13 protein-coding genes are annotated in these 15,263 nt (G+C 65.9%); 4 read left to right on the top strand and 9 right to left on the bottom strand.

What is annotated here, in order from left to right:
- The 3 genes from AC066Y_RS26070 to AC066Y_RS26060 are packed head-to-tail and all read left to right on the top strand — an operon-like array spanning position 1 to position 3,923.
- On the top strand, positions 1 to 1,110 hold the full coding sequence (locus AC066Y_RS26070) for a microcin C ABC transporter permease YejB (RefSeq protein ID WP_420968501.1): 1,110 nt from the start codon (positions 1 to 3) through the stop codon (positions 1,108 to 1,110).
- Positions 1,110 to 2,294 (top strand): ABC transporter permease, encoded by a 1,185-nt coding sequence (locus AC066Y_RS26065; protein ID WP_092119064.1) that lies wholly within the window; start codon positions 1,110 to 1,112, stop codon positions 2,292 to 2,294. The genes AC066Y_RS26070 and AC066Y_RS26065 overlap by 1 nt, the downstream gene beginning before the upstream one ends.
- Before the next feature lie 3 nt (positions 2,295 to 2,297).
- A complete protein-coding gene (locus AC066Y_RS26060) occupies positions 2,298 to 3,923 on the top strand; it encodes an ABC transporter ATP-binding protein (RefSeq protein WP_478276348.1) in 1,626 nt (541 codons plus the stop codon).
- Between the two features lie 136 nt (positions 3,924 to 4,059).
- Here the strand turns inward: AC066Y_RS26060 and AC066Y_RS26055 are convergent, their stop codons facing one another.
- Positions 4,060 to 4,902, bottom strand: a complete 843-nt coding sequence (locus tag AC066Y_RS26055; RefSeq protein WP_478276347.1) for a C40 family peptidase — start codon at positions 4,900 to 4,902, stop codon at positions 4,060 to 4,062.
- On the bottom strand, positions 4,895 to 6,274 hold the full coding sequence (locus AC066Y_RS26050; RefSeq protein ID WP_478276346.1) for a leucyl aminopeptidase family protein: 1,380 nt from the start codon (positions 6,272 to 6,274) through the stop codon (positions 4,895 to 4,897). The genes AC066Y_RS26055 and AC066Y_RS26050 overlap by 8 nt, the downstream gene beginning before the upstream one ends.
- A 205-nt stretch (positions 6,275 to 6,479) precedes the next feature.
- Between AC066Y_RS26050 and AC066Y_RS26045 the strand changes: the two genes are divergently transcribed.
- The gene (locus AC066Y_RS26045) at positions 6,480 to 7,277 is read left to right on the top strand and encodes a tetratricopeptide repeat protein (RefSeq protein ID WP_478276345.1); all 798 of its coding nucleotides are present in this window, start codon (positions 6,480 to 6,482) and stop codon (positions 7,275 to 7,277) included.
- A gap of 171 nt (positions 7,278 to 7,448) precedes the next feature.
- On the opposite strand, the gene AC066Y_RS26040 is transcribed toward AC066Y_RS26045, so the two are convergent.
- The 7 genes from AC066Y_RS26040 to cpaB are packed head-to-tail and all read right to left on the bottom strand — an operon-like array spanning position 7,449 to position 15,217.
- Positions 7,449 to 8,423, bottom strand: coding sequence for a type II secretion system F family protein (locus tag AC066Y_RS26040; protein ID WP_478276344.1), 975 nt, complete (start codon positions 8,421 to 8,423; stop codon positions 7,449 to 7,451).
- A gap of 9 nt (positions 8,424 to 8,432) precedes the next feature.
- Positions 8,433 to 9,410 carry a type II secretion system F family protein gene (locus AC066Y_RS26035; protein ID WP_478276343.1) on the bottom strand — a complete coding sequence of 326 codons (978 nt, stop codon included), beginning with the start codon at positions 9,408 to 9,410 and terminating at the stop codon, positions 8,433 to 8,435.
- Positions 9,411 to 9,421: 11 nt separating this feature from the next.
- Entirely contained in the window at positions 9,422 to 10,885 is a 1,464-nt protein-coding gene (locus AC066Y_RS26030; RefSeq protein ID WP_478276342.1) for a CpaF family protein, read from the bottom strand.
- Between the two features lie 24 nt (positions 10,886 to 10,909).
- A complete protein-coding gene (locus AC066Y_RS26025) occupies positions 10,910 to 12,178 on the bottom strand; it encodes a CpaE/TadZ family protein (protein ID WP_092119041.1) in 1,269 nt (422 codons plus the stop codon).
- Entirely contained in the window at positions 12,175 to 12,927 is a 753-nt protein-coding gene (locus AC066Y_RS26020) for a CpaD family pilus assembly protein (RefSeq protein ID WP_478276341.1), read from the bottom strand. Before AC066Y_RS26020 ends, AC066Y_RS26025 begins: the two co-directional genes overlap by 4 nt.
- 8 nt (positions 12,928 to 12,935) lie before the next feature.
- Positions 12,936 to 14,420 (bottom strand): type II and III secretion system protein family protein, encoded by a 1,485-nt coding sequence (locus AC066Y_RS26015; protein WP_478276340.1) that lies wholly within the window; start codon positions 14,418 to 14,420, stop codon positions 12,936 to 12,938.
- Positions 14,421 to 14,422: 2 nt separating this feature from the next.
- Positions 14,423 to 15,217 (bottom strand): Flp pilus assembly protein CpaB, encoded by a 795-nt coding sequence (gene cpaB / locus AC066Y_RS26010; RefSeq protein WP_478276339.1) that lies wholly within the window; start codon positions 15,215 to 15,217, stop codon positions 14,423 to 14,425.
- Between the last annotated feature and the right edge of the window lie 46 nt (positions 15,218 to 15,263).

Below are 15,263 nucleotides of genomic sequence, written 5' to 3'. Positions count from 1 at the left end.
ATGAGCGCCTATATCGCCCGACGTATCTTCCTGATGCTGCCGACGCTGCTCGGCATCCTGTTCGTCTCCTTCGTGGTCGTGCAGTTTGCCCCCGGCGGTCCGGTCGAGCGCGTCATCGCGCAGATCAACGGCGCCGACACCGGCGGCACCTCGCGGGTGTCGGGTGGCGGTGGCGATTTCGGCGCGCAGCGCGGCCAGGGCGCGGGGGCGGCCGGCGCCGTCAACTCGAAATATCGCGGCGCGCAGGGGCTCGATCCCGATTTCATCAAGAAGCTCGAGGTGCAGTTCGGCTTCGACAAGCCGGCGCCGGAGCGGTTCGCGCTGATGGTGTGGAATTTCGCACGGTTCGACTTCGGCGAAAGCTATTTCCGCAGCGTCAGCGTGCTCCAGCTGATCAAGGAGAAGCTGCCGGTCTCGATGTCGCTCGGCATCTGGATGACGCTCTTGACCTATCTGATCTCGATCCCGCTCGGCATCCGCAAGGCGGTGAAGGATGGCTCTCGGTTCGACACCTGGACCTCGGCCGTGATCATCATCGGCTTTGCGATCCCGGGCTTCCTGTTCGCGATCCTGTTGATCGTGCTGTTCGCCGGCGGCTCGTTCCTCAACATCTTCCCGTTGCGCGGCCTGACCTCGGACGGCTGGTCGCAATTCCCCTGGTACTGGAAGATCATCGATTATTTCTGGCACCTGACGCTGCCGCTGGTGTCGATGGCGCTCGGCGCCTTCGCCACCATGACGTTGCTGACGAAGAATTCGTTCCTCGACGAGATACGCAAGCAATATGTGATGACCGCGCGCGCCAAGGGCTGCAGCGAGCGCCAGGTGCTGTACGGCCACATCTTCCGCAACGCCATGCTGATCGTGATCGCGGGCTTCCCGGGCGCGTTCATCCACGCCTTCTTCTCGGGCTCGCTGCTGATCGAGACCATCTTCTCGCTCGACGGGCTCGGCCTGCTCGGCTTCGAGAGCGTCCTCAACCGCGATTATCCGGTGGTGTTCGGGACGCTGTTCATCTTCTCGCTGGTCGGACTGGTGGTCAATCTGATCTCCGATCTGGCCTATATGTGGATCGATCCGCGGATCGACTTCGAGGCGCGGGAGGTCTGATGACGATGCTCGCGCCCCAGCCGGTCGAGACCACGACGCAATCGCCGATGGGTGAGGCGGTGCCCGCCACCCGCCACGCCTTCGCGCCGTCGCCGCTCAACCAGCGGCGCTGGCAGAACTTCAAGGCGAACCGCCGCGGCTACTGGTCGTTCTGGATATTCCTCGTGCTGTTCGTGCTGTCGCTGTTCGCCAATTTCATTGCCAACGACAAGCCGCTGGTCGTCAAATATGACGGCCGCCTCTACTGGCCGGTGGTGTTCACCTATGCCGAGACCACTTTCGGCGGCGATTTCGAGACCGCGGCCGACTATCGCGATCCCTATCTGCAGAAGCAGATCGCCGCCAAGGGCGGCAGCATGATCTGGCCGCCGATCCGCTATTCCTACGACAGCCGCAACCTCGACCCGCCGACGGCGGTGCCGTCGAAGCCGACCTGGCTCCTGACCGAAAAGCAGTGCGCGGACGTGGTGAAGCGGAAGGGGCTGACCGGCTGCCGCGACCTCGAATACAACTGGCTCGGCACCGACGATCAGGGCCGCGACGTCGTCGCACGATTGATCTACGGCTTCCGCATCTCGGTGCTGTTCGGCCTGACGCTGACCATCCTGTCCTCGATCATCGGCGTTGCCGCCGGCGGCGTGCAGGGCTATTTCGGCGGCTGGATCGATCTCGGCTTCCAGCGCTTCATCGAGATCTGGACCGCGATCCCCTCGCTCTATCTGCTGCTGATCATCTCGGCGGTGCTGCCGCCGGGCTTCTTCATCCTGCTCGGCATTCTGCTGTTGTTCTCCTGGGTCTCGCTGGTCGGCCTGGTGCGCGCCGAATTCCTGCGCGGCCGCAACTTCGAATACATTCAGGCGGCGCGCGCGCTCGGCGTCTCCAACCGCGTGATCATGTTCCGCCATCTGCTGCCGAACGCGATGGTCGCGACCATGACGTTCCTGCCCTTCATCGTCTCGTCTTCGGTGATGACGCTGACGGCGCTGGATTTCCTCGGCTTCGGCCTGCCGCCCGGTTCGCCCTCGCTCGGTGAATTGCTGTCGCAGGGCAAGGCCAATGTGCAAGCGCCGTGGCTCGGCCTCACCGGCTTCTTCTCGGTCGCGATCATGCTGTCGCTCCTGATCTTCATCGGCGAAGCCGCGCGCGACGCCTTCGATCCGCGCAAGACGTTCTCGAAGGGCTGACGCATGGACGCGACCAACCAGCCCCTGCTCGACGTCAGCGACCTCTCGGTTGCCTTCGGCCGCTCGCTTGCGGTCGATCGCGTCTCTTTCTCGATCAAGCGCGGCGAATGCACGGCGCTGGTCGGCGAGTCCGGCTCGGGAAAATCGGTCAGCGCGCTGTCGGTATTGAGGCTGCTGCCCTATCCGGCGGCATCGCATCCCTCGGGGGCGATCCGTTTCAAGGGCCGCGATCTCCTGGGATCGTCGGAACGCGAGATGCGCGGGATTCGTGGCAACGACATCTCGATCATCTTTCAGGAGCCGATGACCTCGCTCAATCCGCTCCACACCATCGAATCCCAGATCGGCGAGATCCTGTCGCTGCACAGCGGCATCAGCGGTACCGCGGCGCGGGCGCGGACGCTGGAGTTGCTCGGCCAGGTCGGCATCCCCGAGCCGGAGACGCGGCTCAAGAGCTATCCGCATCAATTGTCCGGCGGCCAGCGCCAGCGCGTGATGATCGCGATGGCGCTTGCCAACGAGCCCGATCTGCTGATCGCGGACGAACCGACCACCGCGCTCGACGTCACCGTGCAGGCGCAGATCCTCGCCTTGCTGGCCGAGATCCGCGCGCGGCTCGGCATGAGCCTGTTGTTCATCACCCACGACCTCGGCATCGTCCGCCGCATCGCCGACACAGTCTGCGTGATGAACAACGGCAAGATCGTCGAACAGGGCCCGGTCGAGCAGGTCTTCACCGCGCCGAAGCACGCCTATACGAAGGCGCTGCTGGCGGCCGAGCCGAAGCCCGATCCGGCGCCGCCGCAGCCGGACGCGCCGGTCGTGATGTCGGCGGACAATCTCAAGGTCTGGTTTCCGATCAAGCGCGGGCTGATGCGCTCGACCGTCGGCCACATCAAGGCGGTCGATGGCGTCAGCCTTGCGGTGCGCAAGGGCGAGACGCTCGGCGTCGTCGGCGAATCCGGCTCCGGCAAGACCACGCTTGGGCTCGCGCTGCTCCGGCTGATCTCGTCCGATGGCCCGATCGTGTTCCTCGGCAAGGACATCCAGGGCCTGCGCTTCAAGCAGATGCTGCCGTTCCGTCGCGACATGCAGATCGTGTTCCAGGATCCGTTCGGCTCGCTCAGCCCGCGCATGTCGGTGGCCGACATCATCGCCGAGGGGCTCGAGGTGCACCAGAAGCAGCTGTCGCGCGAAGAGCGCGAGGTGCGGGTGATCAAGGCGCTCAAGGATGTCGGGCTCGATCCCGACTGGCGCTTCCGCTATCCGCACGAATTCTCCGGCGGCCAGCGCCAGCGCATCTCGATCGCGCGCGCGGTCGTGCTGGAGCCGAACTTCGTCGTGCTGGACGAGCCGACCAGTGCGCTCGACATGCTGCTGCAGGCCCAGATGGTCGATCTTCTGCGCGACCTGCAGCGCAAGCGCGACCTCACCTACATGTTCATCTCGCACGATCTGCGCGTGGTGGCCTCGCTCGCGAGCCACCTGATCGTGATGAAATCCGGCAAGGTCGAGGAGGAGGGGCCGGCCTCCGAGCTGTTCAAGAACCCGAAGAGCGACTACACCCGCGCGCTGTTCGCCGCCGCGTTCCGCATCGAAGCGGCCGGCGAGGGGACGGTGGCGACGTAGCCATCTCTCTCGTTCCACGTCGTCCTGAGGTGCGAGCGGAGCGAGCCTCGAAGGATGCGTGGCCCGAGTTGGGCCGTGGATCCTTCGAGACGCGCTTCGCGCTGCTCAGGATGACGGAAGACGCCCGTCGCGCCAATTAAGGCCGCTTGATCGCGGCGACCTCGCTGCCGCCGGCCTTGATCCGTGCGATCGCGGCGTGTGTGTTCTCCACCACCGTTGCCATGTGATGCGCGTTGGCGTGCACGATCGTCGTCGCATCGCGCACGATGGCGACATGGGCCTTCCAGAAGATCAGGTCGCCGCGCTGCAGATGCCTCGATTCCGCTGCCGTCAATTCGCGGCCGAGCCCGTCCTGCTGCATGTCGCTGTCGCGCGGGCAGCCGGTGCCGGCGGCGGTCAGCGCGATCTGCACCAGGCCGGAGCAATCGATGCCGAGGCTCGACTTGCCGCCCCAGAGATAAGGCGTGCCGACGAACTGCTCGGCGATTGCCACGAAATCCTGCGCCATCGTGTCGAGAGAGGCGAGATGCCGGCTTGGCAGATGCCAGCCCTCGCGGGTCACCGCGAACGGACCGTCCTCGCGGGCAATTGCGAGCCTGGTCCCCATCGCCAGCGCTTCGACCGGCGGCAGCTTGATCGACGGTCCCGGAAACGCCAGCGTGCGCAGCGCCGTCACCTTGTGCGTCGGTGCCGGGCCGGGCGCCGTCAGCGCGGCCTCGGCAATCCAGCCGACATAGCCGTCATCGGCGAGCTGGCCCCAGGCCCAGCCTTCGCCGTTGCGGTCGTAGACCGTGATGCGTTCGCCTTTCAGCGCCTGCGTCATCTGTTCGGCATCGGCCGCCGGCGCGCGCCGCAGCGGCGCGATGGCGTCGCCGACCTCGAGTGTCTCGCCGTCGACGAAGCGCGCCGCCTTCACCTTGCCCTCGAGATATTTTGCCGCGACGTCCTTGCGGGCCGGCGTCAGTCTGACATCATGCATAGCGCTGGCTCAGCAATTTGTAGATTGCGCGCGCGGCCTGGCACTCGCCGCCTTCGGGGCGGCCGGGCTTTGCCGACGGCGTCCAGCCATAGATGTCGACATGCAGCCAGCTCCTGGCGTGCTCGACGAAGCGCTGCAGGAACAGCGCGCAGGTGATCGAGCCGGCGAAACCGCCCGACGGCGCGTTGGTGATGTCGGCGGTCTTGGAGTCGAGCCAGGCATCGTAGGCCGGCCACAGCGGCATCCGCCACAACGGGTCGTTCTCGCTCCTTGCATATGCTGCAACGTCGCCGGCGAGCGCCTCGTCATTGGTGTAGAACGGCGGCAGATCCGGGCCGAGCGCCACGCGCGCCGCGCCGGTCAGCGTGCCGAGATCGACCAGCAGGTCCGGCGTCTCCTCGTCGGCCAGCGCCAGCGCGTCGGCGAGCACCAGCCGCCCTTCGGCATCGGTGTTGCCGATCTCGACGGTGATGCCCTTGCGCGACTTGAAGATGTCGAGTGGACGGAACGCGTTGCCGGCAACCGCGTTCTCGACCGCCGGGATCAGCACGCGCAGCCGCACCTTCAGCTTCGCATCCATCACCATCTGCGCCAGCGCCAGCACATTGCCGGCGCCGCCCATATCCTTCTTCATGATCAGCATGCCGCTCGACGGCTTGAGGTCGAGCCCGCCGGTGTCGAAGCAGACGCCTTTGCCGACCAGCGTCACCTTTGGATGCGCCGGATCGCCCCAGCTCAGATCGATCAGCCGCGGCGCGCGGGTCGATGCCATGCCGACGGCGTGGATCAGCGGGAAGTTCTGTGCGAGCTCGTCACCATCGATGCAATTGAAGGCGGCGCCGAACCGCGTTGCGAGGTCGCGCGCCGCCTCAGCGAGCTCGGCCGGGCCCATGTCGTTGGACGGCGTGTTGATGAGGTCGCGCGCCAGTGCCGCGGCATCCGCCATCCGCGCGATCTCGGCCGTGTCGACGCCATCGGGCGGCACCAGGCGGACCTCGGGGGTCTTGTTCTTGCGATAGCGGCCGAAGCGGTAGCAGCCGAGCGCGAAGGCGAGCGTCGCAAGCCGCGTGTCATGCGGCGCATTGGCAAAGCGATAGACGCCCGGCGGCAGCAGGCCGGGCAGGGCGCCGGCACGGAACGGATCGCGCGCCTTGTGGTCTGCATCCTCGAGGCCGAACAGCACCTGCGCGATGCCGCCATCGGCTGCCGGCAGGGCGAGCGCCTTGCCCGGCTTGGCCGCAAAGTCATTGGCCTCCGCGAACTGGCGCGCCGGCGCCGGCAACTCGCTGCGGATCGCATCCCATGTCGCCTTGCTGGCGAAGGTGATCGGCGTGACGGCGGTCGTGGGTGCGGTCTCGAACACGGATGGCATGCGGCTCTCGGCTGTTCTGGCGTCGTTGCTGGTGACTAACACGCCTTTCGCGATGGATGGTAGCGCGCCCGCGGTGACGCGACCTGCGGGACTGGAACCGGCGTGCCGGCCGCCGGTGCCGCAGTTAACCAGACGTTAGGGTTAACAGTCTATTGCTGGCACGCTCGGCTCGATCCATTTGCCCGATTTCGTGAGTCACAGTGCCATGCGTCGACAGTCCATTTTGACCCGGCATCTTAGTTCCGCGGCCCTCGTGGCGGTCCTCGCCGCCGGGCTTGGCGGTTGCCAGACCATGTCAGACGTCACCGGATCGATCGCGTCCCGGTCCGATCCGGTGCCAGACGATCCGCGCCGCAATCTCGAAGTGTATGGCGAGCGCTATCGCAAGAATCCCAAGGATGTCGACGCCGCGATCGCTTACGGGCAGGCGCTGCGCATGACCGGACAGCGTTCGCAGGCCTGCGCCGTGCTGGAGCAGGCCACACTCGCCAGCCCGGGCAGCAAGCCGCTGCTCGCCGCCTATGGCCGCGCGCTCGCCGACAACGGCAATTCGCAGGCCGCATTCGACGTGCTGAGCCGCGCGCACAGTCCGGACAATCCTGACTGGCGGATCCTGTCGGTGCAGGGCACCACGCTCGACAAGTTGAACCGGCACGAGGAAGCGCGGCGCTATTACGCCAGTGCCCTTCGACTGGCTCCCGACGAGCCGTCGGTGCTGTCCAATCTCGGCCTGTCCTACATGCTGACCAAGGAATTGCCGAAGGCGGAAGAGACGCTGCGCCAGGCCTATGCCAGCGCCCGCGCCGATACCCGCATCCGGCAGAACCTTGCCCTCGTCGTCGGCCTGCAGGGCCGCTTCGCGGAGGCCGAGACCATCGTCAAGGCCGACCTCCCGGCCGATGAGGCGGCCGCCAACGTCGCCTATCTCCGCGACATGCTGAACCGCAAGGACGGGCCGCGCATTTCCTCGCGCGCCGCGCCTGTCGTCGCCAAGGACGACTAAGCCAACACGGCAACTTCCACACCTCCCCTTAAAAAGGGGAGGTCGCTTTGCTCGCCAGAGCAAAGCGGGTGGGTCATCTCTTGCCGCGAGCAGCGTCGTCTGCGGCTGACGCCCGTCCCGACCTTCCCCCTTTCAGGGGGGAGGGGAAGGCAGCCGGCGTTGCGGCGCGGCTCAATGCATCGTGGCGATCTTGATGTAGGACGGCCCGAGGATCACGATGAAAAGGCAGGGCAGGAAGAACAGGATCATCGGCACGGTCAGCTTGGGCGGCAGCGCTGCCGCCTTCTTCTCAGCCTCGTTCATGCGCATGTCGCGGTTTTCCTGCGCCATCACGCGCAGGCTCTGGCCGAGCGGCGTGCCGTAGCGTTCGGATTGCTGCAAAGCCATGCACACCGACTTCACGCCTTCGAGCCCGGTGCGGCGCGCCAGGTTCTCGTAGGCGGACTTGCGGTCCTGCAAATAGGACAGTTCCGCGGTGGTCAGCGCGAACTCCTCCGACAGCGCGATCGACTGTCCGGCGATCTCGTTCGCCACCTTCCGGAACGCGACTTCGACCGACATGCCCGACTCGATGCAGATCAGCAGCAGGTCGAGCGAATCCGGGAAGGCGCGCTTGATCTGGAGCTGGCGCTTGGAGATCGCGTTCTTCAGGAACAGCATCGGCGCCTGGAGGCCGGCATAGGCCGCACCGACGCAAATGCCGATCTTGAGCGTGAGCGACCAGGTCGCGCCCGCGATGAAGAACGTATAGACGATGGCGCCGAGCAGCAGCACGATCGGCGTCACCGCGCGGGCGAACAGGAAGGTGACGTAGGGAGCGTGGCCGCGATAGCCCGCCATCACGAGCTTCTCAAGCGCCGCTTCCTGGGCGAGCCATTTCGTGAGGTTGAGATCATCCACCACCCGGGAGACCACCTGCTTCGGGGTCTGCCGCAGCGCGACCTTCTCCGTCTTGGCGAGACGATCGCGCTCGCGCTGCCGGAGACGCTCCCGCTCGCTGGCGACGGCCTTCATGCGCTTGTTGAGGTCGCCGCCGGCGAGCAGCGGCATCACCAGCGTGTAGACCGTCGCGCTTGCCGCGATGAAGGCAAGCAGCATGGTCATGAACCTGACGTCGTGGAGCTTGGCGACCAGAATATCAATCATGCTGCACCGTCAGAAATCGAAGTTGATCATCTTCTTCATCACCAGCACGCCTATCGACATCCAGACGGCGCAGGCAACCAGCATGAGCTGGCCCATCGAGTTCGTCCACAGCAGGGCGATGTAGTCCGGCGTCGTGAGGAACACGAGGATCATCACGATCGGCGGCAGCGAGCCGATGATGGCGGCGGAAGCTTTCGCTTCCATCGACATCGCCTGGATCTTCTCGGCCATCTTCTTGCGGTCGCGCAGCACCCGCGACAGGTTACCGAGCGCTTCCGACAGATTGCCGCCGGACTTCTGCTGGATCGCGATCACGATGCCGAAGAAGTTCGCTTCCGGCAGCGGCATGCGTTCGTACAGCCGGGCGCAGGCTTCGCCAAGCGGCATGCCGATCGCCTGGGTCTCGATGATCGCAAGGAACTCGCTGCGCAGCGGCTCAGATGCGTCGTTGACGACCGCCTTGAGCGATTCGAACAGCGGCAGGCCGGCCTTGATGCCGCGCACGATGACGTCGACGGCGTCGGGCAGCGCCTTCAGAAAGGCTTTTTCCCGCCGCTTCTTCAAGAAGCCGAGCAGCCAGCGCGGCAGGCCGAGACCCATGGCAAAGCCGATGCCGGCCGCGCCCAGCAGGCCTCCGCCGACCATGAATGCTGCGCCGAACCCGAACAGGCCGAGGCCGCCGGAGATCATCCAGAATTTCTGCTCGGACCACTCCAGTCCGGCCTGCGAGATGCGCACGCCGAGCGGGACTTTCTTGTCCTTCTGCCGGCGCGCCTCGAGCTCCTTGAGCGATCCTTCGACCTGCTCGCGGCGGGAGCGCTGCGTGCGGTCGGTGCTTCGCGGCGTCGATGGTTCGCTGCGTGCCACCGATGCGCGGCGCGACTCGGCCTTCTTTTCCCCCGAGAGGTAGGGATAGAGGAAGACCCAGGCGATGCCGCCCACGGTGGTGGCGGCGAGGAAGGCCAGGGCAAGGGTTTGCGTCTGCATCCTGCGTTCCCCTAGACCGGCGCCGGCGAGTCGGAGGCATCCAGCGCCGCCGCAAGCCGCTTCTCTTCATTGTAGTAGCGCGCACGCTCCCAGAAGCGCGGCCGGCCGATGCCGGTTGAGCGGTGCTTGCCGATGATCTTGCCGTTGGCATCTTCCCCGACCACGTCGTAGAGGAAGATGTCCTGGGTGATGATGGTATCGCCTTCCATGCCCATCACCTCGGTGATGTGGGTGATGCGGCGCGAACCGTCGCGCAGGCGCGCGGCCTGCACGATGATGTCGACCGAGGCGCAGATCATCTCGCGAATGGTGCGCGAGGGAAGCGAGAAGCCGCCCATGGTGATCATGGATTCGCAGCGCGACAGCGCTTCGCGGGGATTGTTGGCGTGCAGCGTTCCCATCGAGCCGTCATGGCCGGTGTTCATCGCCTGCAACAGATCGAACGCCTCGGGTCCGCGGACTTCGCCGACGATGATGCGCTCGGGCCGCATACGCAGGCAGTTGCGGACCAGTTCGCGCATCGTGACCTGGCCCTCGCCCTCGATGTTCGGCGGCCGGGTTTCCAGCCGCACCACATGCGGCTGCTGCAGCTGAAGTTCGGCGGCGTCTTCGCAGGTGATGATGCGTTCGTCGTGCTCGATATAGTTGGTCAGGCAGTTCAGCAGCGTGGTCTTGCCCGAGCCGGTACCGCCCGAGATGATCACGTTGCAGCGGACACGGCCGATGATCTGCAGGATGGTCGCCCCTTCCGGCGTGATCGCGCCGAACTTGACGAGCTGGTCCAGCGTCAGCTTGTCCTTCTTGAACTTACGAATGGTGAGCGCAGGTCCGTCGATCGCCAGCGGCGGCACGATGGCGTTGACGCGCGAGCCGTCGGCGAGGCGGGCGTCGCAGATCGGCGACGATTCGTCGACGCGCCGGCCGACCTGGCTGACGATGCGCTGGCAGATGTTGAGCAGCTGCTGGTTGTCGCGAAAGCGGATGCCGGTGCGCTGGATCTTGCCGGCGACTTCGATGAATACGGTGCCGGCGCCGTTGACCATGATGTCGGCGATGTCGTCGCGCGACAATAGCGGCTCCAGCGGTCCGTAGCCGAGCACGTCGTTGCAGATGTCGTCGAGCAGCTCTTCCTGCTCGGCGATCGACATCACGATGTTCTTGATCGCGATGATCTCGTTGACGATGTCGCGGATTTCCTCGCGCGCCGACTCGCTGTCCAGCTTGGCGAGCTGGGCAAGGTCGATCGCCTCGATCAGGGCGCCGAAGATCGTCGCCTTGACCTGGTAGTAGTTGTCCGAGCGGCGGGCTTCGACGGCGGGAGCAGGCGGTGGCTTGGCAGGGGCCAGCGGCGGTGACGATATCGTCGGGGCGGCGGACTCGCGCGCCATCGGCGACGAGCCGGCAGGCTCCGGCGTCTGAAAAGCGGGCTTGGCTGCCCGCATATCCCCATCGTTTCCGCTACGCTTACCAAACACGACGTCTTGACTCCACGCGGGCCACTATTTGGACCGCAGCTTTTCGAGCAGGGGCGACAGGAAGGACCCCCTTGGCTTCTTGGTTTCGCCGCGGCCTGTCAGCCGCTGCGCCATCTGCAGAAACATCTCGACTGCGCGGTGATTGGCGGAGATTTCCGCGATCATCTGGCCGTTGTTGGCGGCCGAACCGAAGATCTGCGGATCGAACGGGATGGCGGCGATCGGCGGGCTTTCGATCGCCTTGGCGAATTCGCCTGCCGCGATCTCCGGCCGCTTCGGCACGCCGACCTGGTTCAGGCAGTAGAGCGGCGCGCGGTCGTTCGGCCGCGACGCCTTCAAGAGGTCGAACATGTTCTTGGCGTTGCGCAGATTGGCGAGGTCGGGCGCCGCCACGATCAGGATGTCGTCGGCCGCGATCAGCGCGCGCTTGGTCCAGCCGGACCATTGGTGCGGCACGTCGAGCACGATGCAGGGCATCGTGGTGCGCAGCGTGTCGAAGATCGCATCGAACGCTTCGGCGCCGAAATCGTAGACCTTGTCGAGCGTGGCCGGCGCCGCCAGCAGGCTTAGATGGTCGGTGCATTTCGACAGCAGGCGGTCGACGAAGGCGGTATCGACACGGTCCGGCGAGAACACCGCATCCGCGATGCCTTGTGCCGGGTCCTGGTTGTAGTTGAGGCCGGCGGTGCCGAATGCAAGGTCGAGATCGGCCACTACGGAATCCAGCGCCAGATCGCGGGCGATCGCCCAAGCGATATTGTGGGCGATCGTCGAGGCGCCGACGCCGCCCTTCGCGCCGACGACGGCGATGACGCGGCCGACCGCCTTGGCTTCCGGCGCCGAGAACAGGTTGCAGACCGCGCGCACCACGTCGATCGCATGGGCCGGCGCGATCACGTAGTCGCTGACGCCGCGGCGCACCAGCTCGCGATACAGCGTGACGTCGTTGACCCGGCCGATCACGACCACCCTTGTGCCGGCGTCGCACACCGTGGCGAGCTGGTCGAGCCCGGCCAGAATGTCGCTGCGGCCCTCGGTCTCGAGGATGATGACATTGGGCGTCGGCGCCGAGCGATAGGCCTCGATGGCAGCCGCCATGCCGCCCATCTGGATCTTGAGGTGGGCCTTGGCCAGCCGGCGATCCTCGCCCGCCGACTGCACGGCGGCAGCGGTCTCGACCGTCTCGCAGAACGCCTGGACCGAGACCCGTGGCGCCGGAGCAATATGGTCGTCCACGGCCTGCGGCGGGGCGTCCGTCTGCTCTTCGGAGTTTTGCTGCGCGTAGGTGATCATTTTCCTGTGTCGCTTAGCTTGGCCCTGTCGGACTCGGGATACGTCGTGGCGGTGGTGGTGCCCTTGCGATACTTGTCGAAGGCGATATTGCGGCGCGACGTGTAGGCAGGGGTCTCCGCGCGCGGCTGCACGAGGTCAGTCGGGTCTTCGACCATGGCTGCGAGGTTGCGCTGATTGGCGCAGCCGAAATTGTAGTATTGCTTGTTCTGGATGTAGGAACCGTTGTGCATCGACGGGCCGAGATCTTCCGGCCAGAGGCCGCACGGCCCGGCCTCCGCCTTCATCTTTGGATAGTTCACACGGATCGCAGGCATCAGGCGCGGATTCTCGGGATGGTATTTGCGCACGAGGATCCCGCGCGGCGGCACGCCGGCGGCGGCGAAGGTCGCCTGGATCTCGCGCAACGATTCCTGCGCGGGCCGGGCGTTCGGCGTGTCGGCGGGAACGTCGATGGTGACGGCGCCGGTGCCCTCACGCATCCAGTCCCGCGCCATTCCCATCACCTCGGCGCGCTGCTCGGCGGTCAGGCCGCCGCGGCTGCGGCCGACGAAGACCACGATCGAGCGATCGGCCTCGGTCACTGCGATAGGGTGACGCTGGCGATAGTCGGCCGGCGAGTCTGCCATCGCGAAACTGTTGTCGGCGGCGTGCTGGCAGGCGCCGAGCGTCATGGCAAGGCCGACGAGCGCTCCGGCGAGACCGGCCGTGCGCTTGTAATCGGCGGATGTTCTGGGTGTGGTCTGTGTCATCGTCCGCCTCAGTCGGTAATGAAGCCGTAGGTGCCGCGGTAATTCCGCGCCGGCTCGGTGCGGCCAGGCACACCGTAGACGCGATTGATGCTGCCAAGCAGGTCGGCCTGCGGATCGGACGCGTTGGCAAAGCCGTCATCCGGACGCGACAGGTCCTTCTGCGCCACGGCACGAACGACATAGGGCGTCACCAGAACCATTAGTTCGGTCTGGTTGTTGACGAAGTCCCGGCTGCGGAACAGCGTGCCGAGCACGGGCAGGGACGCCAGTCCCGGAAGGCCGTTGATCGCCTGCTTGGTCTGATCCTGGATCAGGCCGGCCATGGCCATCGAGCCACCCGAGGGAATTTCCAGCGTGGTCTCGGCGCGGCGGGTCTTGATCGACGGGATCGTCGTTCCACCCGCGCCGCCGGTCAGCGCGTTCTCGGTCGAGACTTCCGACACTTCCGTCATCACGCGCAGGCTGATGCGCCCTTCGGTCAGCACCACCGGCGTGAAGTTGAGCGAAATGCCGAACTTCTTGAAGCTGACGGTCTGGACGCAATTCCCGATCGCGCCCGTCGACGAGGTCTGACAGGTCACGCCGGTCGGAATTGGAAACTCGCCGCCCGAGATGAAGGTCGCCGATTCGCCTGATATCGCGGTCAGGTTCGGTTCGGCGAGCGTCCGCACGACGCCGGCGCTTTCCATGGCGCGGATCGTCGCCGACACCGACGATCCGAACGATGTCGTGAGCGCGTTGCCGGACACCAGCGGTGAGCTGTTCGCGGTGAACGGGTTGCTGTTGGCGAATTTTACCACGGTCGTGCCGTAGTTGAGGTTTGCGGTGAGGTCGATGCCGAGCTGCTTGATCAGGCTGCGCGAGACTTCGGCGACCGTGACCTTCAGCATCACCTGGTCGCGGCCGCGAACCGTGATGGAGTTCACGACCTTTTCCGGGCCGCCGACCAGCCGCGCGGCGATCTCGCCGGCCTGCTGTGCGTCGATCGGGCTCGCTGCGCTCCCGCTCAGCATCACGCCGTCGCCGACGCCCTCGATCTGGATATCGGAATTCGGCAATGCCGCGCGCAGCGCGGCGCGCACGCCGTTGAGATCGCGCTTGACAGCGATGTCATAGGCCGCGATCTGCTGGCCGGCGGCGTCGAAGAACACGATGTTGGTCTGGCCGACCGTCGCGCCGATGATGTAGGCGCGTTGCGCCGAGCGGACCACGGCGTTGGCGATCTTGGGATCGGCGACCAGCACGTCCTTGATGTCGCGAGGCAGATCGATCACGATCGACTTGCCGACGCCGAGCGAGAGAAAGCGGGCATTCATCTGGCCGCCGTCGGCCGATGCGGCAGGGGCAGGCGCGGCGCGGTAATCGCTCGCCACCACCGGTGTCAGCGCCGGATTGAGCGTGAGCGCCGCGACGGCCGAGAACGACAATGCGCGGACCATGAAGGCCCGCATCGTCCGTTGAGTTGCCCCGCCCTTCATCACGTGTGTCCTCATGGTCACTTCTGCATCGTCGCCTGGTTGGCAACGCCAAAGCGGATGACGTTGATCGTGTCACCGCGCTTCTGCCGGTTGTCGTCGGTCTTGGTGTCGGGCGCGTTGTTGTCGGCGATGCTGCGCAGCGCCAGCGACAGGACGCCGCTCTGGCGCGCGCGCGCCAGCGTCTCGGTCTGTTCGGGCTTCAGCTCAAGCGTCACCGTCTTGCCGATCAGTGCATTGGTGCCGTCCTTTTCCTTCGGCGCCTGGTCGATCGCGAGCACGCGAACGTTGGTCAGGATCACTTCGGAGTTGACGATGTCGGCGCCATTGCGGTCCGGATTCTTGTCCCGCTTCGACAGCAGGACGTCGACCCGGTCATTCGGCAGGATGAAGCCGCCGGCGCCGGTCTCGGGTGAGATTTCGGTCGATACCGCCCGCATGCCGGTCGGCAGGATCGCGGCCATGAAGCCGCTGCCGTCGGCCTTGACGAGCTTCTGCTCGCGAATCGGTTCGCCCTGGATGAACGGGGCGCGCGCGATCGAGCCGGTCACGTCCTTGATCGCTTCGGCGTTGCTGTCCCTGCGCATGAAGCTGGCGCTGGCGGTTGCCGCCGGCCAGGTCTGCCATTGCAAATCCTCGGGCTTGACGGCCTGGCCGAGGCCGATGTCGGTTTTCGCGACCAGGATGTCGACGGTGGGCAGCTGCGCGACCGGCGGAGCCGGCGCCGGCTTGTCGTCGCTTCCGCTCGCCAGATAGAGCGCCGCAAGGCCGGCGCAGCCTGCGATTGCGAGGACCAGAATGCGGGCCTTATCCATTACGCTTCACTTTCCACATGACGCCGCGACGCTGCCGCCGCCGTGA

The organism is Bradyrhizobium sp. USDA3010, assembly GCF_056429065.1.
Note: the sequence above shows the minus strand (reverse complement) of the source record. Positions and strands in the feature narration are given on the sequence as shown.